28 protein-coding genes and 1 pseudogene are annotated in these 25,477 nt (G+C 69.1%); 13 read left to right on the forward strand and 16 right to left on the reverse strand.

Going from position 1 to position 25,477, the window contains the following annotated elements; all coding sequences use genetic code 11:
* Nucleotides 1-5 precede the first annotated feature (5 nt).
* The 3 genes from HRC28_RS15395 to HRC28_RS15405 form a co-directional block, all read right to left on the reverse strand.
* On the reverse strand, nucleotides 6-620 hold the full coding sequence (locus HRC28_RS15395) for an FMN reductase (protein ID WP_182376362.1): 615 nt from the start codon (nucleotides 618-620) through the stop codon (nucleotides 6-8).
* Nucleotides 617-1,693, reverse strand: a complete 1,077-nt coding sequence (locus HRC28_RS15400) for an LLM class flavin-dependent oxidoreductase (RefSeq protein WP_182380676.1) — start codon at nucleotides 1,691-1,693, stop codon at nucleotides 617-619. Before HRC28_RS15400 ends, HRC28_RS15395 begins: the two co-directional genes overlap by 4 nt.
* 137 nt (nucleotides 1,694-1,830) lie before the next feature.
* Nucleotides 1,831-2,580 carry a PP2C family protein-serine/threonine phosphatase gene (locus HRC28_RS15405; RefSeq protein WP_182376363.1) on the reverse strand — a complete coding sequence of 250 codons (750 nt, stop codon included), beginning with the start codon at nucleotides 2,578-2,580 and terminating at the stop codon, nucleotides 1,831-1,833.
* Nucleotides 2,581-2,684: 104 nt separating this feature from the next.
* On the opposite strand from HRC28_RS15405, the gene HRC28_RS15410 reads away from it, so the two are divergent.
* On the forward strand, nucleotides 2,685-3,641 hold the full coding sequence (locus HRC28_RS15410) for an alpha/beta hydrolase (RefSeq protein ID WP_237111510.1): 957 nt from the start codon (nucleotides 2,685-2,687) through the stop codon (nucleotides 3,639-3,641).
* Nucleotides 3,642-3,659: 18 nt separating this feature from the next.
* Here the strand turns inward: HRC28_RS15410 and HRC28_RS15415 are convergent, their stop codons facing one another.
* Nucleotides 3,660-4,112, reverse strand: a complete 453-nt coding sequence (locus tag HRC28_RS15415; RefSeq protein ID WP_182376364.1) for a DUF4190 domain-containing protein — start codon at nucleotides 4,110-4,112, stop codon at nucleotides 3,660-3,662.
* Nucleotides 4,113-4,148: 36 nt separating this feature from the next.
* Between HRC28_RS15415 and HRC28_RS15420 the strand changes: the two genes are divergently transcribed.
* Complete coding sequence (locus HRC28_RS15420) at nucleotides 4,149-4,514, forward strand: hypothetical protein (protein WP_182376365.1); 366 nt, start codon at nucleotides 4,149-4,151, stop codon at nucleotides 4,512-4,514.
* A gap of 8 nt (nucleotides 4,515-4,522) precedes the next feature.
* On the opposite strand, the gene HRC28_RS15425 is transcribed toward HRC28_RS15420, so the two are convergent.
* The 4 genes and pseudogenes from HRC28_RS15425 to HRC28_RS15440 all read right to left on the reverse strand — a co-directional run bounded on the left by HRC28_RS15425 (nucleotide 4,523) and on the right by HRC28_RS15440 (nucleotide 7,569).
* Nucleotides 4,523-5,335 (reverse strand): sulfite exporter TauE/SafE family protein, encoded by an 813-nt coding sequence (locus tag HRC28_RS15425; protein ID WP_182376366.1) that lies wholly within the window; start codon nucleotides 5,333-5,335, stop codon nucleotides 4,523-4,525.
* A 45-nt stretch (nucleotides 5,336-5,380) separates the two neighbouring features.
* Nucleotides 5,381-6,265 (reverse strand): annotated as a pseudogene (locus HRC28_RS15430) (SPFH domain-containing protein); the annotation flags it as partial.
* Between the two features lie 10 nt (nucleotides 6,266-6,275).
* Nucleotides 6,276-6,740, reverse strand: a complete 465-nt coding sequence (locus HRC28_RS15435; RefSeq protein WP_182376368.1) for an NfeD family protein — start codon at nucleotides 6,738-6,740, stop codon at nucleotides 6,276-6,278.
* Nucleotides 6,741-6,771: 31 nt separating this feature from the next.
* Nucleotides 6,772-7,569, reverse strand: a complete 798-nt coding sequence (locus HRC28_RS15440) for an ABC transporter ATP-binding protein (protein ID WP_182376369.1) — start codon at nucleotides 7,567-7,569, stop codon at nucleotides 6,772-6,774.
* A gap of 32 nt (nucleotides 7,570-7,601) precedes the next feature.
* Between HRC28_RS15440 and HRC28_RS15445 the strand changes: the two genes are divergently transcribed.
* Together HRC28_RS15445 and serB are read left to right on the forward strand one after the other, a co-directional pair.
* Nucleotides 7,602-8,351: a hypothetical protein gene (locus HRC28_RS15445; RefSeq protein ID WP_182376370.1), complete on the forward strand. Its 750-nt coding sequence runs from the start codon at nucleotides 7,602-7,604 to the stop codon at nucleotides 8,349-8,351.
* Nucleotides 8,352-8,380: 29 nt separating this feature from the next.
* Nucleotides 8,381-9,616 (forward strand): phosphoserine phosphatase SerB, encoded by a 1,236-nt coding sequence (gene serB / locus HRC28_RS15450; protein WP_182376371.1) that lies wholly within the window; start codon nucleotides 8,381-8,383, stop codon nucleotides 9,614-9,616.
* Here the strand turns inward: serB and HRC28_RS15455 are convergent.
* Nucleotides 9,613-10,128 (reverse strand): histidine phosphatase family protein, encoded by a 516-nt coding sequence (locus HRC28_RS15455; protein WP_237111511.1) that lies wholly within the window; start codon nucleotides 10,126-10,128, stop codon nucleotides 9,613-9,615. The genes serB and HRC28_RS15455 overlap by 4 nt on opposite strands.
* Nucleotides 10,129-10,157: 29 nt before the next feature.
* Here HRC28_RS15455 and HRC28_RS15460 point away from each other — a divergent pair, with 29 nt between their 5' ends.
* Nucleotides 10,158-10,907, forward strand: a complete 750-nt coding sequence (locus tag HRC28_RS15460; protein WP_182376372.1) for a TIGR02206 family membrane protein — start codon at nucleotides 10,158-10,160, stop codon at nucleotides 10,905-10,907.
* Here the strand turns inward: HRC28_RS15460 and fabI are convergent.
* The 3 genes from fabI to HRC28_RS15475 all read right to left on the reverse strand — a co-directional run bounded on the left by fabI (nucleotide 10,836) and on the right by HRC28_RS15475 (nucleotide 12,661).
* Nucleotides 10,836-11,639: an enoyl-ACP reductase FabI gene (gene fabI / locus HRC28_RS15465; RefSeq protein WP_182376373.1), complete on the reverse strand. Its 804-nt coding sequence runs from the start codon at nucleotides 11,637-11,639 to the stop codon at nucleotides 10,836-10,838. The two genes, HRC28_RS15460 and fabI, sit on opposite strands and share 72 nt — an antisense overlap.
* 1 nt (nucleotide 11,640) lies before the next feature.
* Nucleotides 11,641-12,351, reverse strand: a complete 711-nt coding sequence (fabG, locus tag HRC28_RS15470) for a 3-oxoacyl-[acyl-carrier-protein] reductase (protein WP_202033088.1) — start codon at nucleotides 12,349-12,351, stop codon at nucleotides 11,641-11,643.
* Between the two features lie 94 nt (nucleotides 12,352-12,445).
* On the reverse strand, nucleotides 12,446-12,661 hold the full coding sequence (locus HRC28_RS15475) for a dodecin (RefSeq protein ID WP_182376375.1): 216 nt from the start codon (nucleotides 12,659-12,661) through the stop codon (nucleotides 12,446-12,448).
* Between the two features lie 37 nt (nucleotides 12,662-12,698).
* On the opposite strand from HRC28_RS15475, the gene HRC28_RS15480 reads away from it, so the two are divergent.
* The 3 genes from HRC28_RS15480 (at nucleotide 12,699) to HRC28_RS15490 (ending at nucleotide 14,263) form a co-directional block, all read left to right on the forward strand.
* Complete coding sequence (locus HRC28_RS15480) at nucleotides 12,699-12,992, forward strand: DUF3099 domain-containing protein (RefSeq protein ID WP_182376376.1); 294 nt, start codon at nucleotides 12,699-12,701, stop codon at nucleotides 12,990-12,992.
* A complete protein-coding gene (locus tag HRC28_RS15485) occupies nucleotides 12,982-13,170 on the forward strand; it encodes an acetone carboxylase (RefSeq protein WP_182376377.1) in 189 nt (62 codons plus the stop codon). The genes HRC28_RS15480 and HRC28_RS15485 overlap by 11 nt, the downstream gene beginning before the upstream one ends.
* A gap of 169 nt (nucleotides 13,171-13,339) precedes the next feature.
* On the forward strand, nucleotides 13,340-14,263 hold the full coding sequence (locus HRC28_RS15490; RefSeq protein WP_182376378.1) for a DUF559 domain-containing protein: 924 nt from the start codon (nucleotides 13,340-13,342) through the stop codon (nucleotides 14,261-14,263).
* Nucleotides 14,264-14,343: 80 nt separating this feature from the next.
* On the opposite strand, the gene moaA is transcribed toward HRC28_RS15490, so the two are convergent.
* Nucleotides 14,344-15,336 carry a GTP 3',8-cyclase MoaA gene (gene moaA, locus HRC28_RS15495; RefSeq protein ID WP_182376379.1) on the reverse strand — a complete coding sequence of 331 codons (993 nt, stop codon included), beginning with the start codon at nucleotides 15,334-15,336 and terminating at the stop codon, nucleotides 14,344-14,346.
* A 70-nt stretch (nucleotides 15,337-15,406) separates the two neighbouring features.
* Here moaA and HRC28_RS15500 point away from each other — a divergent pair, with 70 nt between their 5' ends.
* A complete protein-coding gene (locus HRC28_RS15500) occupies nucleotides 15,407-16,318 on the forward strand; it encodes an SURF1 family protein (protein WP_237111512.1) in 912 nt (303 codons plus the stop codon).
* Here the strand turns inward: HRC28_RS15500 and HRC28_RS15505 are convergent.
* Genes HRC28_RS15505 through glpK form a run of 3 tightly spaced genes read right to left on the reverse strand, consistent with a single transcriptional unit; the run spans nucleotide 16,204 to nucleotide 20,263 of the window.
* Complete coding sequence (locus tag HRC28_RS15505) at nucleotides 16,204-16,965, reverse strand: SDR family oxidoreductase (RefSeq protein WP_182376380.1); 762 nt, start codon at nucleotides 16,963-16,965, stop codon at nucleotides 16,204-16,206. The two genes, HRC28_RS15500 and HRC28_RS15505, sit on opposite strands and share 115 nt — an antisense overlap.
* Complete coding sequence (locus tag HRC28_RS15510) at nucleotides 16,965-18,749, reverse strand: glycerol-3-phosphate dehydrogenase/oxidase (RefSeq protein ID WP_182376381.1); 1,785 nt, start codon at nucleotides 18,747-18,749, stop codon at nucleotides 16,965-16,967. Before HRC28_RS15510 ends, HRC28_RS15505 begins: the two co-directional genes overlap by 1 nt.
* Nucleotides 18,746-20,263: a glycerol kinase GlpK gene (gene glpK, locus HRC28_RS15515; RefSeq protein ID WP_182376382.1), complete on the reverse strand. Its 1,518-nt coding sequence runs from the start codon at nucleotides 20,261-20,263 to the stop codon at nucleotides 18,746-18,748. The genes HRC28_RS15510 and glpK overlap by 4 nt, the downstream gene beginning before the upstream one ends.
* A gap of 99 nt (nucleotides 20,264-20,362) precedes the next feature.
* On the opposite strand from glpK, the gene HRC28_RS15520 reads away from it, so the two are divergent.
* Genes HRC28_RS15520 through HRC28_RS15535 form a run of 4 tightly spaced genes read left to right on the forward strand, consistent with a single transcriptional unit; the run spans nucleotide 20,363 to nucleotide 25,477 of the window.
* On the forward strand, nucleotides 20,363-21,061 hold the full coding sequence (locus HRC28_RS15520) for an SDR family oxidoreductase (protein ID WP_182376383.1): 699 nt from the start codon (nucleotides 20,363-20,365) through the stop codon (nucleotides 21,059-21,061).
* Nucleotides 21,048-22,121, forward strand: a complete 1,074-nt coding sequence (locus tag HRC28_RS15525; protein ID WP_182376384.1) for an S-adenosylmethionine:tRNA ribosyltransferase-isomerase — start codon at nucleotides 21,048-21,050, stop codon at nucleotides 22,119-22,121. Before HRC28_RS15520 ends, HRC28_RS15525 begins: the two co-directional genes overlap by 14 nt.
* Before the next feature lie 31 nt (nucleotides 22,122-22,152).
* Nucleotides 22,153-22,932: an ABC transporter ATP-binding protein gene (locus HRC28_RS15530; protein ID WP_182376385.1), complete on the forward strand. Its 780-nt coding sequence runs from the start codon at nucleotides 22,153-22,155 to the stop codon at nucleotides 22,930-22,932.
* A 1-nt stretch (nucleotide 22,933) separates the two neighbouring features.
* The gene (locus HRC28_RS15535) at nucleotides 22,934-25,477 is read left to right on the forward strand and encodes an FtsX-like permease family protein (RefSeq protein WP_182376386.1); all 2,544 of its coding nucleotides are present in this window, start codon (nucleotides 22,934-22,936) and stop codon (nucleotides 25,475-25,477) included.

Here is a 25,477-nt window from a genome sequence, read left to right on the forward strand (position 1 = left end):
GACCTTCATCGTGCCGTATGGCCCCCAGGTTCGCGGAGCAGATCCTCGAACGACACGGGACCGGTCGTGGCCGGAGCCGACGCGGCGCCGCCGACCAGGGTGGCCAGCTCGGACGACGCGCGCTCGATGCGCTTGCCCAGCGAGCCGTCAGCGGTCGAACCGAAGTCCTCGCTCGCGGCAAACACACCCGTCGGCACCACAACGGCCCGAAGGTAGGCGAACAGCGGCCGCAGCGCGTGGTCCAGCACCAGGCTGTGGCGCGATGTCCCCGCGGTGGCCGCGACGAGCACCGGAGTCCCGTCGAGCGCACCCGGCTCGAGGACGTCGAAGAACGTCTTGAACAGACCCGAGTACGACGCCGAGAACACCGGCGTGACGACGATGACGCCGTCCGCGTGGTGCACCGCGTCGAGCGCGGTGGCCAGGTCGCCGGTCGGGAAGCCCGTCAGCAGGTGGTCGGCCAGCGCGTGCGCGAGCGGGCGGAGTTCGACGTGCTGGATCTCGACCTCTTCGCCGCGCGCCCGGATCGCCCGCTCCGTGGCTGCGCCGATCTGGTCGGCGAGGAGCCGGGTCGAGGACGGCACGGACAAGCCGGCCGACACGACGACGATCTTCTTCACGGGGTCTCCTCCTGACGGACAGTTGCGGGGTGGGTCGGTGCATCCGGTACGTCGCCCGGTCGGCCTTCGGCGAACCCGGCGCGCATCGCGGGCAGGATCTCGCCCAGCAGGTCGAGTTGCTCGAGGACCGTCTTGAGGGGCAGTCCGGCGTGGTCGACCAGGAACAGCTGGCGCTGGTAGTCGCCGGCGTACTCCCGGAAGGACAGGGTCCGCTCGAGCACCTGCTGCGGCGAGCCCACGGTCAGCGGGGTCTGCGCCGAGAAGTCCTCCAGGGACGGGCCGTGGCCGTAGACGGGGGCGTTGTCGAAGTAGGGCCGGAACTCGTTGATGGCGTCCTGGCTGTTCTTTCGCATGAAGAACTGGCCGCCGAGGCCGACGATCGCCTGCTCCGCGGTGCCGTGGCCGTAGTGCGCGAAGCGGTCGCGATAGAGCCGCACCATCTGCGCCGCGTGGGACGCGGGCCAGAAGATGTGGTTGTGGAAGTAGCCGTCGCCGTAATAGGCGGCCTGCTCGGCGATCTCGGGGCTGCGGATCGAGCCGTGCCACACGAAGGGCGCGACGCCGTCGAGCGGCCGCGGGGTCGAGGTGTAGCCCTGGAGAGGCGTGCGGAAGCGGCCCTCCCAGTCGACGACGTCCTCGCTCCACAGGCGCCGCAGGAGCGCGTAGTTCTCGACGGCGAGGTTGATGCCCTGGCGGATGTCCTTGCCGAACCACGGGTAGACCGGGCCGGTGTTGCCGCGGCCGAGCATCAGGTCGACCCGACCGTCCGTGAGGTGCTGGATCTTTGCGTAGTCCTCGGCGATCAGCACCGGGTCGGTCGTCGTGATCAGCGTGGTGGCGGTCGAGAGCAGGAGCTTCGAGGTCTGGGCGCCGATGTAGGCGAGCGTCGCGGTCGGGTTGGACGCGATGAACGGCGGGTTGTGGTGCTCGCCGGTGGCGAAGACGTCGAGGCCGATGTCCTCGGCCTTCTTCGCGATCGCGACGGTGTCCTTGATCCGCTGGTACTCGCTCGGGGTGCGGCCGGTCGTCGGGTCCTCGGTGAGGTCCCCGACGCTGAAGATCCCGATCTGGATGCCCATGACGCCTGTCCTTTCCCGGTGACCACGGTCAGTTGCCGTGTCACCTATCTCCAACGAAGCGTGCCACATGGGTATTCCGCAGCACACTCCGCGCCTGTTCCCGGACGGGTCAGGCGCAGGTCAGGCGCTGGTCAGGCGCGCTGCAGGATGAGGACGGCGCGGTCGTCCTCGCCGCGCTGCACCAGGTCGATGATCCGCCGCGCGGCACCGTCCCACGCGGCCATGACCGCGTCCCGAGCGGTCTCCCGGAGCCAGTCGATGCCGTCACCGATGTCCGCCGAGCGGGACTCGACGACACCGTCGGTGTAGAACAACAGCGCCTCCCCCGGTGCCAGCTGACCCACGCTGTCGTGGACCTCCGGGGTCTCCGAGACGCCCAGCGCGGTCCCGCGGGCGTTGTCGATCTCCCAGCCCTTCTCGGCCGGCACCCAACGCAACGCAGGTGGATGTCCAGCGCTGCGGATCCAGTAGCGCCCTGAGTCCAGTTCCACTTCCACGTGTACGGCGGTAGCGAAGCTCTCGTCCGACGGCTGCCGCAGCAGGTAGGCGTTGGCGGCTCCGAGCAACTCTTCCGGGTGCACGACCGTGATCAGGCTCTGCAGCGCCCCGGCGAACTGGAGGGCGACCGGCACCGCGGTGACGCCGTGCCCGCACACGTCGACGAGGACCATCTGGAGCACTCGGCGCTTCGGGTCGAGGTCGGCCACGATGAAGTCGCCGCCGTACTCGAAGCCCTCCGCGGCGAGCATGGCCGACTGGTGTCGCCACCCCTCAGGCAGCGGCGGGACCTTGCCACGAACCTGCAGGCGGGCCCGGAGTTCCGCGAGCAGGATCTGTTCGCCGTCCGCGGCGGACGGCACGCCCGACACCGGTGGCTCCATCTCCCCAGACTACGCAGGGGTAGCCTGTCCGCGGGCCCGGTCCGACCAACCCCCCTTGGCCGGACCGGGTCCACCTACTCGTGACATTGACCGAGGAGAATTCATTGGGCACCGAGCTGGCGAGCGACATCCTCGGAGAGCCGTGGCAGGCCGAGACGATCCCTCTCGCCGATGACTTCGAGGGTGAGGTCGTCGCCACGCTGGTGAGCCGACGGGTCGACTCCCCCACCGAGCTGGCCACGCTGCACGTGCACGGATTCTCTGACTACTTCTTCCACACCGAGTACGCCGAATGGTGGCTCGAGCGCGGTCACGACATGTACGGCCTGGACCTGCGCAAGTACGGCCGGTCGATCCGCCCCCACCAGTCGGTGACCTTCGTCGCGAGCCTCGACGAGTACTTCGAGGAGCTCGACGCGGCCTGGGAACGGATCACGGTGCGCGACGGCCACACCCGTGTCGTCCTGTCCGGCCACTCAACGGGCGGGCTGATCGTCGCGTTGTGGGCCGATGCGCGGCAGCCGAAGGAGCTCGCTGGCCTGCTGCTCAACTCGCCGTGGCTGGACTTGCAGGGCAAGGCGCTGCTGCGCACCCCCGTCGCGAATGCTGTCCTGGACCGGGTCGGCCAGCGCCAGCCGCTGCGCGAACTGCCTCGCGACGTCAACGGCTTCTACGTGCGCAGCCTGCATCGTGATCACGAGGGCGAGTGGGACTTCAATCTCACCTGGAAGCCGGTCGAGTCGTTCCCGCTCCGGTTCGGCTGGCTGCGGGCGATTCGGCAGGGGCACGCACGGGTTCAGGCCGGGTTGTCCGTGGCGGCCCCGGTGCTCGTGCTGTCCTCGGACCGCAGTGGACCGGCGTCGGAGATGGCGGGCGATGTCTTCAGCACCGACATCGTGCTCGACGTCCGGCAGATCAGGCGCTGGTCGACAGCGATCGGGACGCACGTGACCTACGTGGCCGTGCCCGGGGCGCTGCACGACGTCGTCCTGTCGCGCAGCACTGCCCGTGCCGCTGCCTACGCCGAGATCGACCGCTGGCTGCGCACCTACGTCAGCTGACCGGCAGATGCCGATCCGTCAGCAGGTGTAGGCGCCGTAGTCGTTGTAGCAGTCGTCGTACGACTCGCCCGCGAAGATCGCGATCGCCACGATGATGCCGACGCCGATCACGAACAGCGCGAACCCGGCCCACCCGACGATGACACCGGCGGTGGCGATGCCGCCACCCTGCTCGTTGTTGCGTCGGATCTGACCCTTCGCCATGTGACCGAGGATCGCGCCGATGAAACCGGTCGCGCCCACGCAGGCCGTGAGCGACAGGATGCTGACGATCAGCGAGGCGATCGCCATGCCGTTGGTCGGCGCCGGCGGCGTGAAGACGTACGGCTGCGGCGGGCCGACGGGCTGGCCGTACGGCGGGGCCACCGGCTGGCCGACAGGCTGGCCGTACTGCCCGTACTGGCCATAGGGCTGCGTCGGCGGCGGCGGGGGCTGCTCGTCGGGCTGCTGGCCCCACGTCGGAGTCGTCATGGCCCAACTCTTTCATGCTGCTCTAGTCTCGGTGGCATGGATCCCGTCACTGGACTGTCCCTCGGCCGCATCGCGATCGGCGTGGGCGCTCTCGTCGCCCCGGCGCCGACGGCCAAGGCCTTCGGTCTCGACCCCGCCAACAACCCGCAACTGGGCTACTTCGGCCGGATGTTCGGGGCCCGCGAGATCGCGCTGGGCGCGGTCACGCTCGTGTCGAAGGGCGCCCTGCGCCGCAACCTCACCCTGGTCGGCATCGCGGTCGACGGTTCGGACGCAGCCAGCGGCGCCGTCGAACTGACCTCACGGACGGTCTCGAAGCTCAGCGGCGCCATGCTGATCGGTGCCGCTGTCGGCGCGGTCGGAGCCGGCGCTGCGGGACTGGTGCTGAACCGCGGGAAGTAGTCCTCCGGTCACTGCAGGACGATGACCGTGACGGCCACGAGGCCGACCACGACGATGATCCCCCGCAGCGCGACGGACGGCAGTTTGCGCCCGACCGCGGCACCGAGGAATCCGCCGATCACCGCACCCACGGCGATCACGGCGACCACGAGCCAGTCGACGTCGGCTTCGATGCCGAACAGGCCGAGCTCGGCGACGGCCACGAATATCAGTCCGGCGACGCCGTTGACCACGGCAACCAGGACGTTCTTGACGCCGTTGAGGCGCTGCAGGGCGTCGGTGACGCCAATGCCCAGGATGCCCATCAGGATCACGCCCTGCGCGGCGCCGAAGTAGCCGCCGTAGACACCGGTCCCGAAGACGGCGACCGACACCCACCAGGCGCCGGTGATCAACTCCGCGTCGGAGTCGCCGTCGGTGGTGCCTCGACGTTCGGCACGGGCGGCCACCATGGCTGACAGACGTGGCTGCAGGGCGACGAGCGTGACGCCCAACAGGATCAGCACGGGTACGACGGCCTCGAAGGCGTCAGGTGGCAGCACCAGGAGCAGCACCGCGCCGAGCACGCCCCCGGAGGTCGACCACACCAGCAGCCGCAGCACCCGCGCGCGCTGGCCTGCGAGCTCGCGGCGGTACCCGACCGCACCCGCCACCGATCCCGGCACGAGGCCGAGGCTGTTGGACATGTTCGCCGTCACCGGCGGAATGCCGATGGCGAGCAGCGTCGGGAACGTGATCAGCGTGCCGGAACCGACCACCGCGTTGATCGTCCCGGCACCCACGCCGGCGATCAGGACCGCGGCGATCTCCAGCGCACTCACTTACGGCGCGGTGGGCGGCAACGCGTCGGCGTCTGCCGGGTTCAGCACGGAGCCGAGGCCCTCGAGGGCCTTGCCGACCTCGCTCGGGATGATCCACAGTTTGTTGCTCTGACCGTCCGCGATCTTCGGCAGCATCTGGAGGTACTGGTAGGCCAGCAGCCCCTGGTCCGGCTCGCCCTGGTGGATTGCCGAGAAGACCGTCGTGATGGCGGCACCCTCACCCTCGGCACGCAGGATGGCGGACTCGCGGTCAGCCTGGGCGCGCAGGATCGCGGCCTCGCGCTCACCTTCGGCGTTGAGGATGGCGGACTGCTTGTTGCCCTCGGCGGTGAGGATGGCGGACTGGCGCTGGCCTTCGGCCGTCAGGATGAACGCTCGCTTGTCGCGGTCGGCGCGCATCTGCTTCTCCATCGCGTCCTTGATGGACGGCGGCGGGTCGATGCCCTTGATCTCGACGCGCTTGACCTTGATGCCCCATCGGCCCGTGGTCTCGTCGAGGACGGCGGAGAGACCGCTGTTGATCGACTCGCGACTGGTCAGCGTCTGCTCGAGGTCCATGCCACCGACGACATTGCGCAGGGTGGTCATGGTGAGCTGCTCGATCGCCTGGATGTGGTTCGAGATCTCGTACGTGGCGGCGATCGGGTCGGTGATCTGGAAGAAGATGACCGTGTCGATGTCGACCGTCAGGTTGTCCTCGGTGATCGCGCCCTGCGGCGGGAAGCTCACGACCTGCTCGCGCAGGTCGATCATGTAGCGGACCTTGTCGACGAACGGCACCACGAAGTTGAGGCCCGCCGGCAGCGTTTCCTTGTACTTGCCGAAGCGCTCCACGACACCGGCGTACGCCTGCGGCACCACGCGGATCGACTTCGCGATCACGATGATCACGAAGAGGAGTAGTGCGATGAGGACGAACAGGATTTCCATGGTGTCTCCTTCAGCCGAGTTCCGGGTCTGACACAGGGCGAACGTGTGCGGTGGCGCCGGTGATCTGGACGACCTCGACGGTGCGCCCCACCTCGATGCCGGTCTCGGCGCCGGTGGAGACGGCGAGCCAGTTCTCCCCACCGAGCTTCACGCGGCCGGGGTGGTGCGCCTGAACGGATTCGGTGATGACGCCGCGGGTGCCGATCAGGTTGGCGTGGCCGAGCACGAGTTCGGGACCACCGTGCAGGCGCTTGACGAGCGGCGGGCGTACCCCGACGAGGAGCAGCAGCGCGGCGCCGGCCGAAACCAGCACGGAAAGGATCACGTTGTCCGTCGCGAGCGCCGTACCCATGCCCGCGAGCGCGCCGCCGGCCAGCATCAGCAGGAAGAGATCAAGCGTGAGCGTCTCGGCGATGCCCAGGAGGATCGCGACGACCAGCCACGTCTCCCAGAGATGATCACGCAGCCAGTCCATGGCGAAACTCTAGGCCACCCTGCCTAGGGGTTTACCCGCGGTGGCGCTGCTTGCGCCTGGCGGCGTAACGACCCTCGTGTTCCTCGAGCACCAGCGGCATGCCGAACGTCGCGGACAGTGCTTCGGCGGTGAGTGTCGTGGCGAGCGGACCCTCGGCGACCACACCGCCATTGCGCAACATCAGCACGTGGGTGAAGCCAGGAGGGATCTCCTCCACGTGATGGGAGACGAGCACGGTCGCGGGCGACGACGGGTCGTACGCCAGGACCGACAGTGTCGAGACGAGGTCTTCGCGCCCACCGAGGTCGAGACCTGCAGCCGGCTCGTCGAGGAGCAGCAACTCGGGGTCGGTCATCAGGGCGCGGGCGATCTGGACGCGCTTGCGCTCCCCCTCGCTGAGCGTCCCGAACGTGCGGTCGGCAAGGTGCATCACTCCGACCTCGCGCAGCAGCGCGTCCGCGCGGGAGTGGTCGACGTCGTCGTACTCCTCACGCCACCGGCCCAGGACGGCGTACGACGCAGAGATCACGATGTCGCGGACGGTCTCGCCGCGCGGGATCCGCTCGGCGATGGCAGCGCTGGAGACGCCGATGCGGGGGCGCAGCTCAAACACGTCGATGGTGCCGACCAGTTCACCGAGGATCCCGAGGGCGCCGGAGGTCGGGTACATCTGGGCGGCGGCGACCTGCATCAACGTGGTCTTGCCGGCGCCGTTGGCACCGAGGATGACCCAGCGTTCACCGTCCCGCACGACCCAGCTGACCCGGTCCAGGAGCGTGGCCTGGCCACGGCGCACGCTCACCTCGGCGAGCTCGAGCACAGCGGACATGGGGCAACCCTAACCAGCCCTAGGCTGGTGCAGTGACCTACCTGCCGGCATCCGCGCGCGTCGCGTGGTGGGGTACGGCCTGGCTTCAGGGACGCATCGGACCGGACGAGTGTCTCGATGGTGTCCTCGGCGGGGCGGAACCCGACGACGCCGACCGCGATGTCGCGCACGTCGTGGTCGGCGGAGACGCTCCGGCGCCGCTCCTCCTCGAACTCGCCTCCGCGCGCAACCGGGGTGCGCAACAGATCGCTGCCGCGTTTCCGGCTCCGGGAGACCCGGTCGGCCTGCGGGGGCCGGCCGACTTCACCGGTGCGGCCATCGAGCAGGCCGAAGCGGTGCTGCTGCTCGGCACCGACCTCGGTCTGGTCCCCTACCGGGTGGGTCGGGCGATCGAATGGACGCCCTACCCCGCCGAACGACGACCTCCGCCCGATCTCGGCGAGGCCGACCGGGAACTGCGCACGACCCTGTTGACCGCCGCAGGTGCGCTCGCCGACCTCGACGTCGCCCGGTGGCGGCCCGAGGTGGCCGATGAGCTGCACGACCTGCGCGCCGGCGTACCCCTGAAGGCGCCCGCAGGCACGCCCGCCCGAGCCGTCGATCTCGCCGGCCGGGCACTGCACCTGGGAGCCGTGGTCGAACTGGCCCTTGAGGACGACGGCGGGGCCGTCAGTGCCGGTGAAGCGGCCGCGCGGCGGGCGGCACTGGAGCCCCTGGACCGCGCCGTACGGCGTGCCCTGACGGCCGCCTGCTCGCCGGATGGCTGGCCTCCAGCGTCCTGAGGACCGTGGAGCGATAACCTTCAGCCGCGATGAGCCCACACGACAGTGCCCACCCTGCGGCCGACGACACGCTCCTGATCACGGTCACCGGTACCGACCGGCCCGGCGTGACGTCGGCGGTCCTCGAGACCCTGTCGCAGTCCGCTGTCGCGGTCGTCGACCTCGAACAGATCCTGATGCGCGGGCGGCTCGTCCTGGGCGTCCTGGTCAGTGCTCCGCGGGATGGCAAGAAGCTCCGCAAGGCGGTCACGGCGACCGTTGAGGGCCTCGGCATGAGCGTCGAGTTCGAGAAGGGCTCCGGCGACAACCGCTCGCGTGCCCACCACCGCGCACACGTGACGGTGATCGGCGGACCGTTGAAGGCCTCGGCCATGGCTGCCATTGCCGGCCGGATCGCCGACTGTGGCGGCAACATCGACCGCATCGAGCGGATGGCGCGGTACCCCGTCACCGCCATCGAGATCCACGTGTCGGGCGCCGCGCCGGACCGACTGCGCACCCTGCTCGCGACGGAGGCGGCCGCCCACGGGATCGACGTCGCCGTCCAGCCCGCCAACCTGCTGCGCCACGGCATGCGCCTGATCGTCATGGACGTCGACTCCACGCTGATCCAGGGCGAGGTGATCGAGATGCTCGCCGAGCACGCCGGGCACCGGGCCGAGGTCGCCGAGATCACCGAGCAGGCGATGCGGGGCGAGCTCGACTTCGAGCAGTCCCTGCGCGCCCGGGTGAAGCTGCTCGCGGGCCTCGATGCCACCGCGCTGGACCAGGTGTACGACGCCATCGTGGTCAACCCCGGTGCCCGCACCATGGTGCGCACACTCCGCCGCCTCGGGTACCGGTTCGCCATCGTGTCCGGCGGGTTCAGCCAGATCACCGACCGCCTGGCCGCCGATCTCGGCATCCACCGCGCCCGCGCCAACACCCTGGAGATCATCGACGGGAAGCTCACCGGCGAGGTCGTGGGTGACGTCGTCGACCGGGCCGGCAAGGCGCGTGCGTTGCGGGAGTTCGCTGCCGACCTCGGTGTCCCCGAGGCCGCCACGATCGCGATCGGCGACGGCGCCAACGACCTGGACATGCTCGACGCGGCCGGACTCGGTATCGCCTACAACGCCCGGCCCGTGGTGCGCGAGGCGGCGGACACCTCGCTGAACGTGCCCTACCTCGACACGATCATGTATCTGCTCGGCATCAGCCGCGAGGAGATCGTGGCGGCCGACGCCGCCGACGGCATCATCACGCCGGCTCCCCCGCTGGGTTAGTCGCCAGCGCGGCCCACGTGGAAGGCCTGGAGGCGCGCCTGCATCGGCGCCATGTCGGACCACTGCCCATCAACCTCGAACACCGCGGCGGTGCTGGTCGGGAACGTCCCCATCTCCACCGAACCGGTGGCGGTGCCCTCGCCGTTGTCGAGTTGCTGCGCGAGCATCTCCATGGTCGGGTTGTGGCCGACCACGACGACCGTCTCGACGTCCGCGGGCGTGGTGTGGACCAGTTCGAGGACGCCGAACTCGTCGGTGCCGTAGAGGGAGCCGTCGATGTGCGGTTCGATCTCCCAGCCAGCGCCGTCGGCGACGACCTCCCAGGTCTCGCGGGTGCGGGCGGCGTAGGAGACGTAGGCGGTCCCGGGGACCACGCCCTGAGCTGCCAACCACTCGCCCAGGACCTTGCCGTCGGCACGGCCGCGGGGACTCAGCACTCGCTCCACGTCACTCGGCGCGAACTGTTCTGCCTTCGAGTGGCGCACGACCACCAGCCGCCGGATGCTGTTCACACCAGCATCGTAGGCCCCATGCTGGAACCGTGACCCAGTACGGACCGACCCACCTGATCCCGCTGGCCCTGTTCTTCGTGGGGGTCGTGGCCGCCGTACTCCTGGGACGGCGGCACGCTGGCGTCGACGGCCCGACCAGGTTCAGCCGGACCTGCGCGCTGCTCATCCCGGCGACAACCGTCCCGTTCCAGATCATCGATCTGGTCTACAACTTCGACATCGACGTCACGCTGCCGCTGCACCTGTGCGACCTCGCGTGGATCGCCGCCACGTGGGCGTTGTGGACGCACCGCCGGTTCCCGGTGGCGCTGACGTTCTTCTGGGGCCTGACCCTGACCATCCAGGGCGTCGTCACCCCGTCGCTCAACGAGGACCTCCCCCATCCGCGCTACTTCGCGTTCTGGGCGCTGCACCTGCTCGTGGTCTGGGCGGCGATCTACCTGGTCATCGGGTTGAAGAAGGCACCACGCTGGCGCGACTTCGGCGCAGCGGTCGCGACCACGCTGGTGTGGGCCGCGTCGACGTACACCTTCAACGTGCTCGCGGACACCAACTACGGCTACCTGCTGCGCAAGCCGCGCACGTCCGTGCTCGACCTGCTCGGGCCGTGGCCGTGGTACGTCGTCGAGGAGATCGCGATCGTGTTCCTGGCCTGGGCGCTGATGACGCTGGCCGCCCAGCGCGCGTTCGGGACCGACAGCGGTCCGTCACGCACCCATGGCGTGGAAGCCGCCGTCGACGTGGATGATCTCGCCCGTGGTGGCCGGGAACAGGTCTGACAGGAGCGCGCAGACGGCCTTGGCCGTCGGCTCCTGGTCGACGTTGTCCCAACCGAGCGGTGCCCGGGTGGACCACATGGCCTCGAGGTCACCGAAGCCGGGGATGGCCTTGGCGGCGAGCGTGCGCAGCGGGCCGGCGGAGACCAGGTTGACCCGGATGCCCTCGGCACCGAGGTCGCGGGCGAGGTAGCGCGAGCAGGACTCGAGCGCAGCCTTGGCCACACCCATCCAGTCGTAGACCGGCCAGGCGACCGACGCGTCGAAGGTGAGCCCGACGACCGAACCGCCCTCGGTCATCAGCGGCTGGCACGCCACGGCGAGGGACTTCAGCGAGAAGGCCGACACCTCGACTGCCTGGGCGACGTCCTTCGACGGGCCGGTGAGGAACTTGCCGCCGAGGAGCGTCTCCGGGTTGCCGTAGGCGATCGAGTGCACGACGCCGTGGAGGACGGCGTCAGCGCCGAGGTGCTCGCGGACCTGGTCCGCGAGGCCGGCGAGGTGTTCCTCGTCCGTCACGTCCAGTTCGAGGACCGGGGGGAGCTCAGGGAGCCGCTTGGCGATCCGGCGCGTGATCCGCAGCGCCTGGCCGAAGTTGGAGATGAGCACCGTGGCGCCCTGCTCCTGGGCGAACTTCGCGACCGCGAAGCCGATCGAGGTGTCGAGGGTGACCCCCGCGACCAGGATGTTCTTGCCGGCCAGGATGCCGTTCGGGTTGATGCTTGTCTCGCTCATGTCAGTGCCCCATTCCAAGTCCGCCGTCTACAGGGATCACAGCACCGGTGACGTACGCCGCCGACGGGCTGGCCAACCACAGCACCGCACCCGCGACCTCCGCCGGGTCGGCGTACCGACCGAGCGGGATCTGGCTGCGAATGCCTTCCTTCTGCTCGTCGCTCAGTACGGAGGTCATGTCGGTGTCGACGTACCCCGGAGCAACGACGTTCGCGGTGATGTTGCGCGGGCCCAGTTCGCGGGCCAGCGAGCGTGCCATGCCGACGAGGCCGGACTTGGACGCGGCGTAGTTGACCTGGCCGGGCGAGCCCAGCAGGCCGACGACGCTGGAGATGAAGATGATCCGGCCCTTGCGCTGGCGCATCATGCCCTTGGCAGCGCGGCGGGCCAGACGGAACGAGCCGGTGAGGTTGGTCGCGATGACCGAGTCCCAGTCCTCGTCCGACATCCGGAGCAGCAGCGTGTCGGCGGTGATGCCGGCGTTCGCGATCAGGATCTCGATCGGGCCGTGCGCTTCTTCGGCGGCCTTGAAGGCAGCCTCGAGCGCCGCAGCGTCCGTGACGTCGGCCTTCAGCTCGAGCGCGCCTTCTGGCGCACCGCCGCTGCGGGTCGTGACGGCGACGTTGTCGCCCTCAGCAATGAAGGCTTCGGCAATGGCGCGGCCGATGCCGCGATTACCTCCGGTGACGAGGACCGAGCGTGGTGAGTTCACGTGCACGACGCTACGGGCGCCGCACCGTCCGGCTCGTGCCCAGCGGGCACCAAGATCACCGACCTACTTTGTGGGAAGCCCACAAAGTGCGTGGTTACTCGTCGTCCTCGAGGCGGAAACCGACCTTCATCGAGACCTGGAAGTGCTCCACCTGGCCGTCCTTGATCTGTCCACGAACCTGGGTGACCTCGAACCAGTCGAGGTGACGAAGGGTCTTGCCGGCGCGGTCGACGCCGTTGCGGACGGCCTGGTCGATCCCGTCGGGCGACGTGCCGACGATCTCGCTGACTCGATAGGTGCGGTTGGACATGGGTGAAGACTACTCACGGGGCCGTAGGCTGCGGGGTATGGATGCCATCCGGATCACCACCGCCGGTGACAGCCCCCAGGCAGACCTGGCCCGTCGGCAGCGCAAGTACGCCATCGCGATGACGATCCGTACGCTCTGCTTCATCGGTGCCGTGTTCGCCGGCGTGGCCGGCGTGGGCTGGCTCTGGCCGATCCTGATCGTCGGTGCCGTCTTCCTTCCGTACGTCGCCGTGGTGCTCGCCAACGCCGGTGACAGCCGTTCGACCGAACTCCCGCTCACCGGTGGCGGCGACGCCCAGCGCCAGCTCGGACCCGGTACGCATGGAGCCTGATCTCTGCTCGGCCCGCGGTTGCCGCGAGCCCGCGGTGTGGCAACTGCTCTGGAACAACCCGAAGCTCCACACGCCGGAGCGTCGCAAGATCTGGCTCGCCTGCCCGGAGCACCGCGAATCCCTGGAGCTCTTCCTCGGTGCCCGCGGGTTCCTGAAGGACACCGTCCCCCACGAGTAGCGCGAGTTGGGGTTTGTCGCCGCCGAGTTGGGGTTTGTGACGGTCGACTTGGGGTTTGTCGTCACCGTTGTGTCCGCCAACTCTCCACAGGTACGTCGGCGAGGGGGCGTTTCCACAGGGCCAACCCAGCCGGTGGGAAGGCGCTCGGTCTGAGCCGATCGTCGTACCCATGACCGAGCCCAACCCTTACCCCGACCATCCTTTCGCGGCCGCTGACGCCGCCGCTCTGGGCGTTACTCAACGCCGCCTCCGACTCGACACCGTGAACGGCCTCCTGCGCCGCTGGACTCGCGGGATCTACGCCCGCGCCGACCTGCCGGATTCGGTGGAGTTGCGGGCACAGGTCATCGGGCTGGCCACGTCGGAGCATCATGTGATCCGCGATCGGACCGCCGCGTGGCTGCTCGGCGTGGACATGCACGTGATGAGCGAGCACGATCTCCTGCCGCCGGTCGAATCGTGTGCGCTCCGCGGTCGCAATCCAACTCGAAGGCCCGAGGCGGACGGCCGCACACGCGACCTCTCACCAACAGACGTGATCAACGTTCACGGCCTCAGGGTCACGTCCCCGATTCGCACTGCGATGGACCTGGGATGCCACCTACGCCGGCGCGATGCGTTCGCGGCGATGACGTCGCTCGCACGCCTCCACGGCTTCACGGCACGCGACCTGGCCCGCGAGTTGCCGCGGTTCCGTGGGCGCCGCGGCGTGATTCAGTGCCGAGGCCTGGTGCCGTTGGTCGACCCGCGGATCGAGTCTCCCCGCGAGGCGTGGGTGCTGATCGAAATCAACGACGCTGCGCTCCCCGCGCCTGAGCCGCAGTGGTGGATCGAGATCGACGGCGTACCGACGTACCGTCTCGACTTCGCCTACGTGAACGCCAAGGTCTGCGTCGAGTACGACGGCGCGGACTTCCACGACCGAACGCCGGAGCAGCGCGACGACGACCGGGAGCGCCGTCGTTGGCTGCGTGACAACGGCTGGACTGTCATCGTCGTGAAGCGCGGTGACTTCATGGGCGGAGCGTCGGATCGCTGGATTCGCGAACTCCGCGCGGCGCTCGCGCCGTCGTACACGAATCGCCGGTGGTGACAAACCCCAAGTCGGGCGTCACAAACCCCAAGTCGGCCGTCACAAACCCCAACTCGCGCGCGACAAACGCCAAGTCGGGGTCAGCCGCCGATGGCGGACATGGGGCGGTCCGGCTGGAGGAAGGTCGGGTCGTCGATGCCGTGGCCGGGGGCCTTGCCGAGCATCGCGGTGAGCCAGCGATCGGCCAGTTCGTCATCGGTCGCACCGGCCCGCATCGCGACCCTCAGGTCAGATTCCGAGCGAGCGAAGAGGCAGTTGCGCACCTGGCCGTCGGCCGTCAGTCGGACCCGGTCGCAGTCGCCGCAGAACGGGCGGGTCACCGAGGCGATCACGCCCACGGTGGCCGGGCCGCCGTCGACGAGGAAGAGTTCGGCGGGTGCGCTGCCGCGGGGTTCGCGGGCGGGCGTCAGCGCGAACTTCGTGGCCAGCGAGGCGAAGATGTCGTCGGCGGTGACCATCGATTCGCGGGTCCAGCCGTGCTGGGCGTCGAGCGGCATCTGCTCGATGAAGCGCAGGTGATAGCCGCGGTCGAGACACCACTGGAGGAGTTCCGGCCCCTGGTCGTCATTGACGCCACGGAGCAGTACCGCGTTGACCTTGACGGGACCGAGTCCGGCAGCCTCGGCGGCGGCCAGGCCCTCGACCACGTCGGTGAACCGGTCGCGGCGGGTGATCTCCTGGAAGGTGTCGCTCCGAACGGTGTCGAGGCTGACGTTCACCCGGTTGAGCCCTGCCGAGGCGAGCGCGCCCGCAGTCTTCGCCAAGCCGAGCGCATTGGTGGTGATCGACATCTCGACGTCGGCGTCGAGCGCACGCACTCGGCCCACGATGTCGACGAGCCCACGGCGCACCAACGGTTCACCGCCGGTGAACCGCACTTCCTTGACGCCGAGGCGCTGCACGGCAATCCCGATCAGACGGACGATCTCGTCATCGCTGAGCTGGTCATCGGCCGGCAACCACTCGAGACCCTCGGGTGGCATGCAGTAGGTGCAGCGCAGATTGCAGCGATCGGTCAGCGAGACCCGGAGGTCGGTCGCGACCCTTCCGTGGCGATCGATGAGTGGCTGCATACCTCCAGCATAGGGTCGCCACCTCAGGGGCGACGCTCCGGCAACGACCGGCGGGACCTACCGTTGACCCGTGCGATCGTGGCTGGCCTCCTGGCGCTTCCTGCTGAGCCGTCGCTGGGTGCTGTTCTTCCTGGCGATCCTGCTCGTGGGGTACGCCACGTGGTGGCTGGGCGAATGGCAGTTCGGCCGCCTCGAGGACCGCAAGGAACGCAACACGATCGTCAGCGCCAACGAGAACCGTGACCCGGTGCCACTCGCCGAGGTTCTCGCTCCCGGACGTGCTGTGCAGGAGGCCGACGAGTGGCGGCTCATCACCGTCACCGGCGAGTACGACGTCGACGACACCGTCGTCGTCCGGTACCGCACCCGCAAGTCCGCTCCGGGGGTCGAGGTCGTCGTACCGCTGGTGACCCCGGACGGCACCACCGCCCTGATCGACCGCGGCTGGTTCGCCACCGACAATCCCGAGATCACGCACACCGAGCTCCCTGCCCCGCCGGAGGGCGAGGTCACGATCACCGGCTGGGTACGCAGCGACGGCACCGGCGACAGCACCCAGGTCAACGGTCACTCGACGCGCGCGATCGCAAGCGGGCCGATCGGCAAGGCCATCGACCGCGAGGTGTTCACGGGCTTCGTCGCGCTCAAGACCGAGAGCCCGGAACCGACCGAGGCCCTCGAACCGGTCGAGCTCCCCGAACTGGGCGAGGGACCGCACTTCTTCTACGGCCTGCAGTGGTGGTTCTTCGGCGTGCTGGCGCTCGGCGGCTTCGGCTACCTCGCCTGGGACGAGCGCGTGCACGGCGCGCGTGGCCAGCGCACCCGCGCCAAGAAGCGGTCCGGGGGGCCGTTCTCCGGGCGGGAGCGTCAGAGGCCGCGGGCCATCCCGCCGTCGACCGGAACCATCACGCCCGAGACGAAGGACGACGCCGGCGACAACAGGAACGCCGCCACCCGTCCGAACTCCTCGGGATCCCCGTAACGCCCGAGCGGAATCTGGCTGAGAGCGGCCGCGCGGGCGGCCGCTGCGTCGCCCGTGGATGCGTCCAGTTCGGCGACCCGCTCCGTGCCGATCCGGCCGGGCAGCAGACCGTTCACCCGGATGCCGCGCGGACCCAGTTCGTCGGCCAGGGTCTTGGCGACCATCGCGAGCCCGGGTCGGAGGCCGTTGGAGACCGCGAGATTGGCGATCGGCTGCCGCACGCTGGTCGAGAGAACGAACGCCAGGCTGCCGCCTTCCCCGAGGGCCGCGCCGATTTCCCGGGCCAGCCGTACGCCGCCGAGGAAGACTGACCCGAACGCCTGGGTCCATTGCTCATCGGTGATCGCCGAGACGGTGCCGGACGGCGGACCGCCCACGCTGATCAGCGCGCCATCCAGCCGACCCCACCGCTCCTGCGCCGCGGCAATGAGGCGCGCCGGAGTCTTCGGGTCCGCGTTGTCGGCCACCACGCCAACGAGGGCGTCGGGTACGTCGATCTCGCCGAGCGCGCGCTCCACACCGGCACTCTCACGGCCGGACAGCACCACGCGTGCTCCGTCGGCCAGCAGCGCTTCGACCGTGGCACGGCCCAGTCCGCGGGTGGCGCCCGTGACGACGTACACGCGGCCCTGAAGGGACAGATCCATCAGGGCGTCTCCAGCACTTCGGTCTCGTCGAACGACTCCAGGGGTTCGAGGGACTCCGCAATCCGGGACACCGGTACGACGTCCGGCGCGCCCTTGCGCGCCGCGTCCGCCGTGTGATCGTCCGGCTGGCGCTGGCTCTCCCGTTCGGCTTCGACCCGCTTGAGGTAGTGCTGGACCTCCCGCTCCCGCTGGTTGGCGTCCCAGCCGAGGTACCCGCCGACCAGGTCGGCGACATGCGGCGCGGCAGCGACCCCGCGATCGAAGGTTTCGAAGGAGATCCGCATCCGGCGCGTGAGCACGTCGTCGAGGTGCCGCGCACCTTCATGCGTCACGGCGTAGACCGCCTCGACCTGGAGGTAGTCCTCGGCACCGGGCAGCGGCTCGGCCAGGTCCGGCTCGGCCGCGATCAGGTCCAGCACCTCGAGCACGAGCGAGCCGTACCGCTCCAGGAGGTGTTCGATCCGGTTGACCGCGAGGCCCGACTGCGTTGCCAGGGTGCGGCGCTGGTTCCAGAGGGCCTGGTAGCCGTCGGCCCCGACCAGCGGGATCCGCTCGGTCACGCACTCGCCGACCTTGCGACCCAGCACGCTTTCGAGCCCGTGCACTGCCTCGTCGACGGCATCGGCGGCCATCACCCGGTAGGTGGTGTACTTCCCGCCGGCCACGACCACGAGTCCGGGCACGCTGTGCGCAACGGCATGTTCGCGGGACAGCTTCGACGTCGCCGCCGACTCCCCTGCCAGCAGCGGCCGCAGGCCCGCGAACACTCCCTCGACGTCGTCGCGGGTCAACGGCACCTCGAGAACCTTGTTGACGTTGGTGAGCAGGTAGTCGATGTCGCTGGAGCTGGCCGCCGGGTGGTCCTTGGACAGTTCCCAGTCCGTGTCGGTGGTGCCGATGATCCAATGCCGCTTCCACGGGATCACGAAGAGCACGGACGTCTCGGTCCGCAGGATCAGGCCCGCTTCGCCGCGGATCCGGTCGCGGGGTACGACGAGGTGGATGCCCTTGCTGGCCCGCACCTTGAACTGCCCGCGCTCGCGGGCCATGCCCTGGGTCTCGTCGGTCCACACACCCGTGGCGTTGATGACCTGGGACGCACGGATCTCGAACCGGTGGCCGGTCTCGAGGTCGATCACCTCGGCGCCGACGACACGTTCGCTCTCCTTGATCAGACCGAGGACACGGGTACGGGACGCCACGGCGGCGCCGTAGGTCGCCGCGGTTCGGGAGAGGAACATGGTGTGGCGGGCATCGTCGACCTGGGCGTCGTAGTAGCGGATCGCCCCGATGAGGGCGTCCTTGCGCAACGACGGGAACGCCTTGCGTGCCCCGCGGCGGGTGAGGTGCTTGTGCACCGGCACGCCGTCGCCGTACCCACTGGCCTTGGACATGGCGTCGTACAGCGCGACTCCGGAGCCGGCGTACCAGCGCTCCCAACCGCGGCCGGTGAGCGGGTAGAGGAACGGCACCGGGCGCACGAGGTGCGGTGCGAGCCGCTGCATCAGCAGGCCGCGCTCCTTGAGCGCCTCAGCGACGAGTCGGAAATCCATCATCTCGAGGTAGCGCAGGCCACCGTGGATGAGTTTGGAACTCCGGCTGGAGGTGCCGGACGCGAAGTCACGGGCCTCGACGAGGCCGACGGCCAGGCCGCGGGTGGCTGCGTCGAGTGCAATCCCGCCGCCCACGACTCCCCCGCCGATCACCAGGACGTCGAGGTGCTGATTGGCCATCCGCTTGAGGGCCGAAGTGCGGCCGCGCGGCGACAGTGGAGCGGGGTTCATGGGACCTCCACCCAGTCAAGGGTTCGTTGTACTGCCTTCTGCCACTGGGCGTAGCCCGCGGCACGTTGGTCTTCGCTCCAGTGGGGTTCCCACCGGGTGTCTTCCTGCCAGTTCTCGCGCAGCTCGTCCGTGTTGGCCCAGTAGCCGACCGAAAGTCCGGCGGCATACGCCGCGCCGAGAGCCGTGGTCTCCGGGACGACGGGCCGACTCACGGGGACGCCGAGCACGTCGGCCTGGATCTGCATGCAGAGGCTGTTGGCGGTCACCCCGCCGTCGACCTTCAGTACCTCCAGCGTCACGCCCGAGTCGGACGACATCGCCTCGATCACGTCGCGCGACTGGTAACAGATCGCCTCGAGCGTGGCCCGGGCGACGTGCGCGTTGGTGTTGAAGCGGGACAGGCCGACGATGGCACCGCGGGCGTCCGAACGCCAGTACGGCGCGAACAGCCCCGAGAACGCGGGCACGAAGTACACGCCGCCGTTGTCCTCGACCTGGGCGGCGAGCGACTCGGACTCCGACGCGCCGCTGATGATGCCCAACTGGTCACGCAGCCACTGGACGGCGGACCCGGTGACCGCAATCGATCCCTCGAGCGCGTAGACGCAGGGCTCGTCGCCGAACTTGTAGGCCGGCGTCGTGAGCAGCCCCGCCTTGGAACGCACGATCTCGGTGCCGGTGTTGAGCAGCATGAAGTTGCCGGTGCCGTAAGTGTTCTTGGCCTCGCCCGGCGCGAAGCAGACCTGCCCGACGGTCGCGGCCTGCTGGTCGCCGAGGATGCCGGTGATCGGGACCTCGCCGCCAAAGGGCCCGTGCGATCGCGTCATTCCGTACGGCGTCGTGGCCGACGACTCGCGGATCTCGGGCAGCATCGCCCGCGGGACTCCGAAGAACCCGAGGAGTTCGTCGTCCCAGTCCAGCGTCTCGAGGTCCATCATCATGGTCCGGCTGGCGTTGGTCACGTCAGTGATGTGCACGCCGCCATCGGGTCCGCCGGTGAGGTTCCAGAGCACCCAGGTTTCCGGGGTCCCGAAGAGAGCGTCGCCCTTCTCGGCCAGCTCGCGCGCGCCCGGGACCGTGTCGAGGATCCATTGCAGCTTGCCGCCGGAGAAGTACGTCGCCGGAGGCAGGCCGGCCCTGTGCCGGATCACGTCACCGCGGCCGTCGCGATCCAGCGCGGCGGCGATCGCGTCCGTGCGGGTGTCCTGCCAGACGATCGCGTTGTGCAGCGGCCGGCCGGTGCGGCGGTTCCACACGATCGTGGTCTCGCGCTGGTTCGTGATCCCGACCGCGGCCAGATCGCTCGCATCGAGGCGGGCCTTGCCGAGAGCGGTCTGCACGACCGCCGAGGTTCGTTCCCAGATCTCCACGGGGTTGTGCTCGACCCAGCCGGCACGCGGCAGGATCTGCTGGTGCTCGAGCTGGTGCCGGGCCACTTCGCGCCCGGCGTGGTCGAACACCATGAAGCGCGTGCTGGTGGTGCCCTGGTCGATCGCCCCCACGTACCTCGCCATGCACCAACTCTGACACGTCCCGCCTCGCAGGTGCTGGGAACACGCGCGTTGTGACCGAGTGCTTGACCTCAACCGAAGTTGAGGTTCCACGATGGGGGCATGAACAGGATCGCACTCGTCACGGGCGGAAGCGCCGGCCTCGGCCGGGCTTTGACGCTCGCCCTCGCCCACCAGGACTGGCACGTCATCACCAACGGCCGGAACCCCGAACGACTCGCTGCCACCGTGTCGGCCGCCCCGCTGGGCGTGGTGACCGCCATCGTCGGCGACACCTCAGAGGAGGACCACCGGAGCGAACTCATGGCCGCCGTCGATGCGCACGGCCGCCTGGACCTGCTCGTCAACAACGCCGGAATCCTCGGCCCGATCTCCGGCGACAACCCGCACCGGTTCCTCGCCGACCTCACCATCGACGACGTCGGCTATGTCTGGCGGCAGAACGTCGGCGCACCGCTCGTGCTCACCAGCCTCGCCATCCCTCACCTCGCGAAGACCGGCGGCACCTTGCTGTCGATCTCCTCGGACGCAGCGCTGGAGCACTACGCCGGCTGGGGCATGTACAGCGCGTCCAAGGCCGCTCTCGACCACCTCACGCTCACCGTCGCGGCCGAGAACCCCACCATCACCGCGTACGCCGTGGACCCCGGCGACATGCGCACCCAGATGCACCAGGACTGGTTCCCCGGCGATGACATCTCCGACCGTCCGCTGCCCGAGGTCGTCGTACCCCATCTGTTGGCGCTGCTGGACGGCGATGCTCCGTCGGGCCGATACCGGGCCAGCGATGTCGCAGCTTGAGGCACAGGAGTTCGCGCCCGCACCCGCCGAGCGGCGTGGACTCGCCCGTGACCAGGTCCAACTCCTCGTCGCGACGGACCGCGGGATCAAACACACGCGCTTCCACCGACTCGACGAGCACCTCAAACCGGGCGACATCGTCGTCGTGAACGACTCGGCCACCGTTGCGGCAGCTGTCGACGCGGTCTCCGACCGGCACGGACCGGTCGTCCTGCACCTCGCAACGCCGCTCGACGACGCCACCTGGGTGGTCGAGGTACGACGTCCGCCGGATGCCGCCCGCTCCGTACTCGACGCCCGGGCCGGTGACCGGATCGACCTCGTGGGCGGGGCTGCCCACCTGCACCTGATCGAGCCGTACCCGGCACCAGGCTCATCCCCCACCGGCACCGGGAACCGGTTGTGGCGAGCGACCGCGACCGGCGACGTCGCCGCGGTGGCTCGGCGAATCGGTCGACCGATCGCCTATGGCTACCTCGATGCGCGCTACCCGCTGACGGACTACCAGACCGTTTTCGGTCGGCGTCCCGGCAGCGCGGAGATGCCCTCGGCCGGTCGTCCGTTCAGTCCGGAGCTCGTGACCAGGCTGGTCGCGAAGGGTGTGCTGATCACCCCGATCACCCTGCACACCGGGGTCTCCTCGCAGGAGGCGAGCGAGACGCCGCAGGCGGAACGCTTCGAGGTGTCGTTGTCGACGGCCGCTGCAGTGAACGCTGCGCGCGCAGCCGGGGGACGGGTGATCGCCGTGGGGACGACCGCCACGCGGGCGCTGGAGTCGTCGGTGGAGGTGCGCGACGGCGGGCCGGAGGTGGTCCCGAAGGCCGGATGGACCACGCGGATCATCAGCCCGGCGGATCCTCCGCGCGTGACCGACGGACTGGTGACGGGCTGGCACGATCCCGAGGCGTCCCACCTGATGCTGGTCGAGGCCGTCGCGGGCGCAGAGCTCACCCGACGGGCCTACACGGCTGCGTCGGCGTCGGGCTACCTGTGGCACGAGTTCGGCGACTCCTGTCTCCTGTTGCCGAAGTCAGGGAGGGGTCAGGGCAAATCCCGATGACCCATGAACGTTCATCGGGCAGGGTGTTCTCATGACGACCGCCCCCCATCAGGTCTCCCCCCACCGTCCCGCCGCGGCCCGCGCGATCGACCTCCACAAGACCTACGGGTCGGGTGACTCCGAGGTCCGCGCCCTTGACGGCGTGACGATCGCCCTGGCCCAGGGCCAGTTCACCGCGATCATGGGCCCGTCCGGTTCGGGCAAGTCGACCCTCATGCACTGCCTTGCGGCACTGGACACCCCCACCGCGGGCGAGGTGATGGTCGGCGAGACGCAACTGTCCCGGCTCAAGGACAAGGCACTCACCACACTGCGGCGTGAGGAGGTCGGCTTCGTGTTCCAGGCCTTCAACCTGATCCCGACGTTGACCGCCCAGGAGAACATCCTGCTGCCGCTCAGCCTGGCCGGTCGGAAGCCCGATCAGGCCTGGTTCGACACGGTCGTCGACACGGTCGGTCTGCGCGATCGACTCAAGCACCGGCCGGCCGAGATGTCCGGCGGCCAGCAACAGCGCGTGGCCTGTGCCCGAGCGCTGGTCAGCAAGCCCTCGATCGTGTTCGCTGACGAACCAACCGGCAACCTCGACAGCACCTCGGGCGCCGAGGTGCTGTCGTTCCTGCGGCGCAGCGTCGACGAGTTCGGCCAGACCATCGTGATGGTCACGCACGACGCCGTCGCGGCGTCGTACTGCGACCGGGTGGTGTTCCTCGCAGACGGCCGAGTGGTCGACGAGATCAACAACCCCGATCGCGAAGCGATTCTCGAGCACATGTCGGCCCTGCAGGCCGCTGCTGCGCGCGGAAAGGCCTGACATGTTGCGGCTCACGCTGCGCAACATCTTTGCTCGCAAGGTCCGGCTCCTCATGAGCGGACTCGCCATCGTGCTCGGCGTCGCGTTCCTGTCCGGTGTCCTGGTCTTCAGCAACGGCCTGTCCTCGACGTTCGACACGATCATCTACGGCTCGACGCCCGACGGCGCCGTCCGGGCGCAGGACACCGAGGAGTTCGACGGCGGGTTCTCCGGTCAGACCGACCAGGTGCTCGACCCGGGCGTCGTGGACGACCTGAATGCCCTGCCCGAGGTGGCGCGGGCCGACGGCGACGTCGTCGGCTTCGGGATGAGCCTGCTGGCGAGCGACGGCACCCTCGTCGGAGGGACGGGAGCCCCCACGCTGGCGTTCAACTACCACGACGGCCCGAACATGGAGGGCGACTCGGCACTGGTCCTCCAGGAAGGCCAGTGGCCCAGCGGGACCGACGAAATCGTCCTTGACGAGGCGGCGGTCAAGGCCGGTGACTACGAGGTCGGCGACGAGGTCAAGCTCCTCGCTCCCTTCGGAACACTCGAGCGGACGGCCAGGCTGGTCGGCACCGCCGAGTTCAACGGAGGCGGTACGGCGGGCGCCACCCTGCTGATCTTCTCAACCGAGGCCGCCCAGGACCTGTTTCTCGGCGGCAAGGACGTCTTCAACCGGATCAGTCTCACTGCCGCGGACGGCGTGACCCAGGAGGACCTCGCGAAGGCGGCCAGCAAGGTCGTCCCGCAGGGATTCGAGGCGGTCACCGGAAACCAGGTGGCCGAGGAATCGCAGGACGCCGTCGGGGGATTCCTGGGTGTGATCAAGACCTTCCTGCTGGTGTTCGCGATCATCGCGGTCATCGTCGGCGGGTTCATCATCGTCAACACGTTCTCGATCCTGGTCGCGCAGCGTAGCCGCGAACTGGCCCTACTCCGTGCGCTCGGCGCCGGGCGCGCCCAGGTCACCCGCTCCGTGCTCCTCGAGGCGTTCGTCCTGGCCGTCGTCGCTTCGACGCTTGGTATCGGACTCGGACTGCTCCTGGCCAGGGGGCTCGCCGGGATCTTCCGTTCGGTCGGACTCGACATCGCGAGCAACGCGCTGGACCTCACCTCCGGCACGGTCATCACCAGCTACGTCGTCGGCGTCGGCATGACGATGGCTGCGGCTTATCTACCCGCTCGACGCGGCAGCAAGATCTCACCTGTGGCGGCGATGCGGGCCGACACCAGCGTCGAACGAGCGTCCCTGCGCCGTCGTACCGTCATCGGCGCGGTCGTCCTGGTCATCGGTGCCGGCTTCGCGGTTGCCGGCGTCGTCGGCGCACCGGGTTCGGATGCCGCATGGATCGGCGTGGGCGCGGTGCTCTGGATCCTCACCGTTGCCGCGATCAGTTCCGTCGTGGGCAAGCCGGTTCTCGCGTTGTGCCGCACGGTGTTCGCCCGGCTGTTCGGCGCTGCCGGGCAACTCGCCGGCGAGAACGCCCTGCGCGACCCGCGTCGTACCGGCGCCACCGCCTCGGCCCTGATGATCGGCCTGGCGCTGGTCTCGACCATCGGAGTCCTGGCTGCGTCCCTGAACAAGTCCGTCGACGACGTCGTCGATGAGCAGTTCACTGCCGACCTGCTGGTGCAGAGCACCAACTTCCTGCCGTTCTCGACCGAGGTCGGCGACCGGATCGCCGAGGTCGACGGCGTCGGGTCGATGAGCCGCCAGCAGTTCACCACTGCCCAGTACGACGACAAGTCGATCTACCTGACTGGCAACGACGCCAACTTCGATGAGATCTACCAGCTCAAGGTCATCGAGGGCCGCCAGAAGGTCTCGGGGGCCGAGGCCTTCGTCTCGAAGGACTTCGCCACCCAGAACGACGTCAAGGTCGGTGAGACCGTTGACCTGGGGTTCCAGGGCGGCCGGACCCTGACTCCCACGGTCGTCGGCATCGTCGACGACTCCGAGGTCATCGGTTCCGTCAACGTGCCACTGGACCAGCTCGCTGCGGCCGGGGTCCTGCGCCAGGACACGACGATCAGCATCCTGTTCTCCCCCGGTGCTGATGCGAACACGGTGAGGGACGACGTCGACGACGCCGCCAAGTCTGCCCCGATCGTCGGCGTCTTCGACAAGGACGGCTTCTCCGACGAGATCCGCGGCCAGGTGAACCAGTTGCTCTACATGATCTATGGCCTGCTGACGCTGGCGATCGTGATTGCGGTGATCGGCATCATCAACACCCTGGGGCTCAGCGTGATCGAGAGGACCCGGGAGATCGGACTCCTCCGTGCGATCGGCATGAGTCGCGTCCGGCTGCGACGGATGATCACCCTGGAGTCCATCGCGATCGCCGTACTGGGTGCTGTGCTCGGCATGGCGCTGGGCCTGGCCATCGGCGTGCTGCTGCAACACGCCCTGTCCGAGGACCTCACGAGTCTCGGCCTACCGCTCGGTCAGCTCGTGGCGTTCCTGGTCATCTCGGTCATCGTCGGCGTACTCGCCGCAGTGATCCCCGCGATCCGGGCGTCCCGGCTCAATGTCCTGGACGCGATATCGACGGAGTAG

Origin of the sequence: Nocardioides sp. WS12 (assembly GCF_014108865.1) — a bacterium.
Classification (GTDB): Bacteria; Actinomycetota; Actinomycetes; order Propionibacteriales; family Nocardioidaceae; genus Nocardioides.

Excerpts from the sequence above, each read along its gene's own strand:
- glpK (WP_182376382.1), bottom strand. The coding sequence starts at position 20,263 with ATGGCGAGGTACGTGGGGGCGATCGACCAGGGCACCACCAGCACGCGC.
- HRC28_RS15480 (WP_182376376.1), top strand. The coding sequence starts at position 12,699 with ATGGATGCCATCCGGATCACCACCGCCGGTGACAGCCCCCAGGCAGAC.
- HRC28_RS15415 (WP_182376364.1), bottom strand. The coding sequence starts at position 4,112 with ATGACGACTCCGACGTGGGGCCAGCAGCCCGACGAGCAGCCCCCGCCG.
- HRC28_RS15510 (WP_182376381.1), bottom strand. The coding sequence starts at position 18,749 with ATGAACCCCGCTCCACTGTCGCCGCGCGGCCGCACTTCGGCCCTCAAG.
- HRC28_RS15475 (WP_182376375.1), bottom strand. The coding sequence starts at position 12,661 with ATGTCCAACCGCACCTATCGAGTCAGCGAGATCGTCGGCACGTCGCCC.
- HRC28_RS15505 (WP_182376380.1), bottom strand. The coding sequence starts at position 16,965 with ATGGATCTGTCCCTTCAGGGCCGCGTGTACGTCGTCACGGGCGCCACC.
- HRC28_RS15525 (WP_182376384.1), top strand. The coding sequence starts at position 21,048 with ATGTCGCAGCTTGAGGCACAGGAGTTCGCGCCCGCACCCGCCGAGCGG.
- fabI (WP_182376373.1), bottom strand. The coding sequence starts at position 11,639 with ATGAGCGAGACAAGCATCAACCCGAACGGCATCCTGGCCGGCAAGAAC.
- HRC28_RS15440 (WP_182376369.1), bottom strand. The coding sequence starts at position 7,569 with ATGTCCGCTGTGCTCGAGCTCGCCGAGGTGAGCGTGCGCCGTGGCCAG.
- HRC28_RS15485 (WP_182376377.1), top strand. The coding sequence starts at position 12,982 with ATGGAGCCTGATCTCTGCTCGGCCCGCGGTTGCCGCGAGCCCGCGGTG.
- HRC28_RS15405 (WP_182376363.1), bottom strand. The coding sequence starts at position 2,580 with ATGGAGCCACCGGTGTCGGGCGTGCCGTCCGCCGCGGACGGCGAACAG.
- moaA (WP_182376379.1), bottom strand. The coding sequence starts at position 15,336 with ATGCAGCCACTCATCGATCGCCACGGAAGGGTCGCGACCGACCTCCGG.
- HRC28_RS15435 (WP_182376368.1), bottom strand. The coding sequence starts at position 6,740 with ATGGACTGGCTGCGTGATCATCTCTGGGAGACGTGGCTGGTCGTCGCG.
- HRC28_RS15530 (WP_182376385.1), top strand. The coding sequence starts at position 22,153 with ATGACGACCGCCCCCCATCAGGTCTCCCCCCACCGTCCCGCCGCGGCC.
- HRC28_RS15520 (WP_182376383.1), top strand. The coding sequence starts at position 20,363 with ATGAACAGGATCGCACTCGTCACGGGCGGAAGCGCCGGCCTCGGCCGG.
- HRC28_RS15420 (WP_182376365.1), top strand. The coding sequence starts at position 4,149 with ATGGATCCCGTCACTGGACTGTCCCTCGGCCGCATCGCGATCGGCGTG.
- HRC28_RS15535 (WP_182376386.1), top strand. The coding sequence starts at position 22,934 with ATGTTGCGGCTCACGCTGCGCAACATCTTTGCTCGCAAGGTCCGGCTC.
- HRC28_RS15490 (WP_182376378.1), top strand. The coding sequence starts at position 13,340 with ATGACCGAGCCCAACCCTTACCCCGACCATCCTTTCGCGGCCGCTGAC.
- serB (WP_182376371.1), top strand. The coding sequence starts at position 8,381 with ATGAGCCCACACGACAGTGCCCACCCTGCGGCCGACGACACGCTCCTG.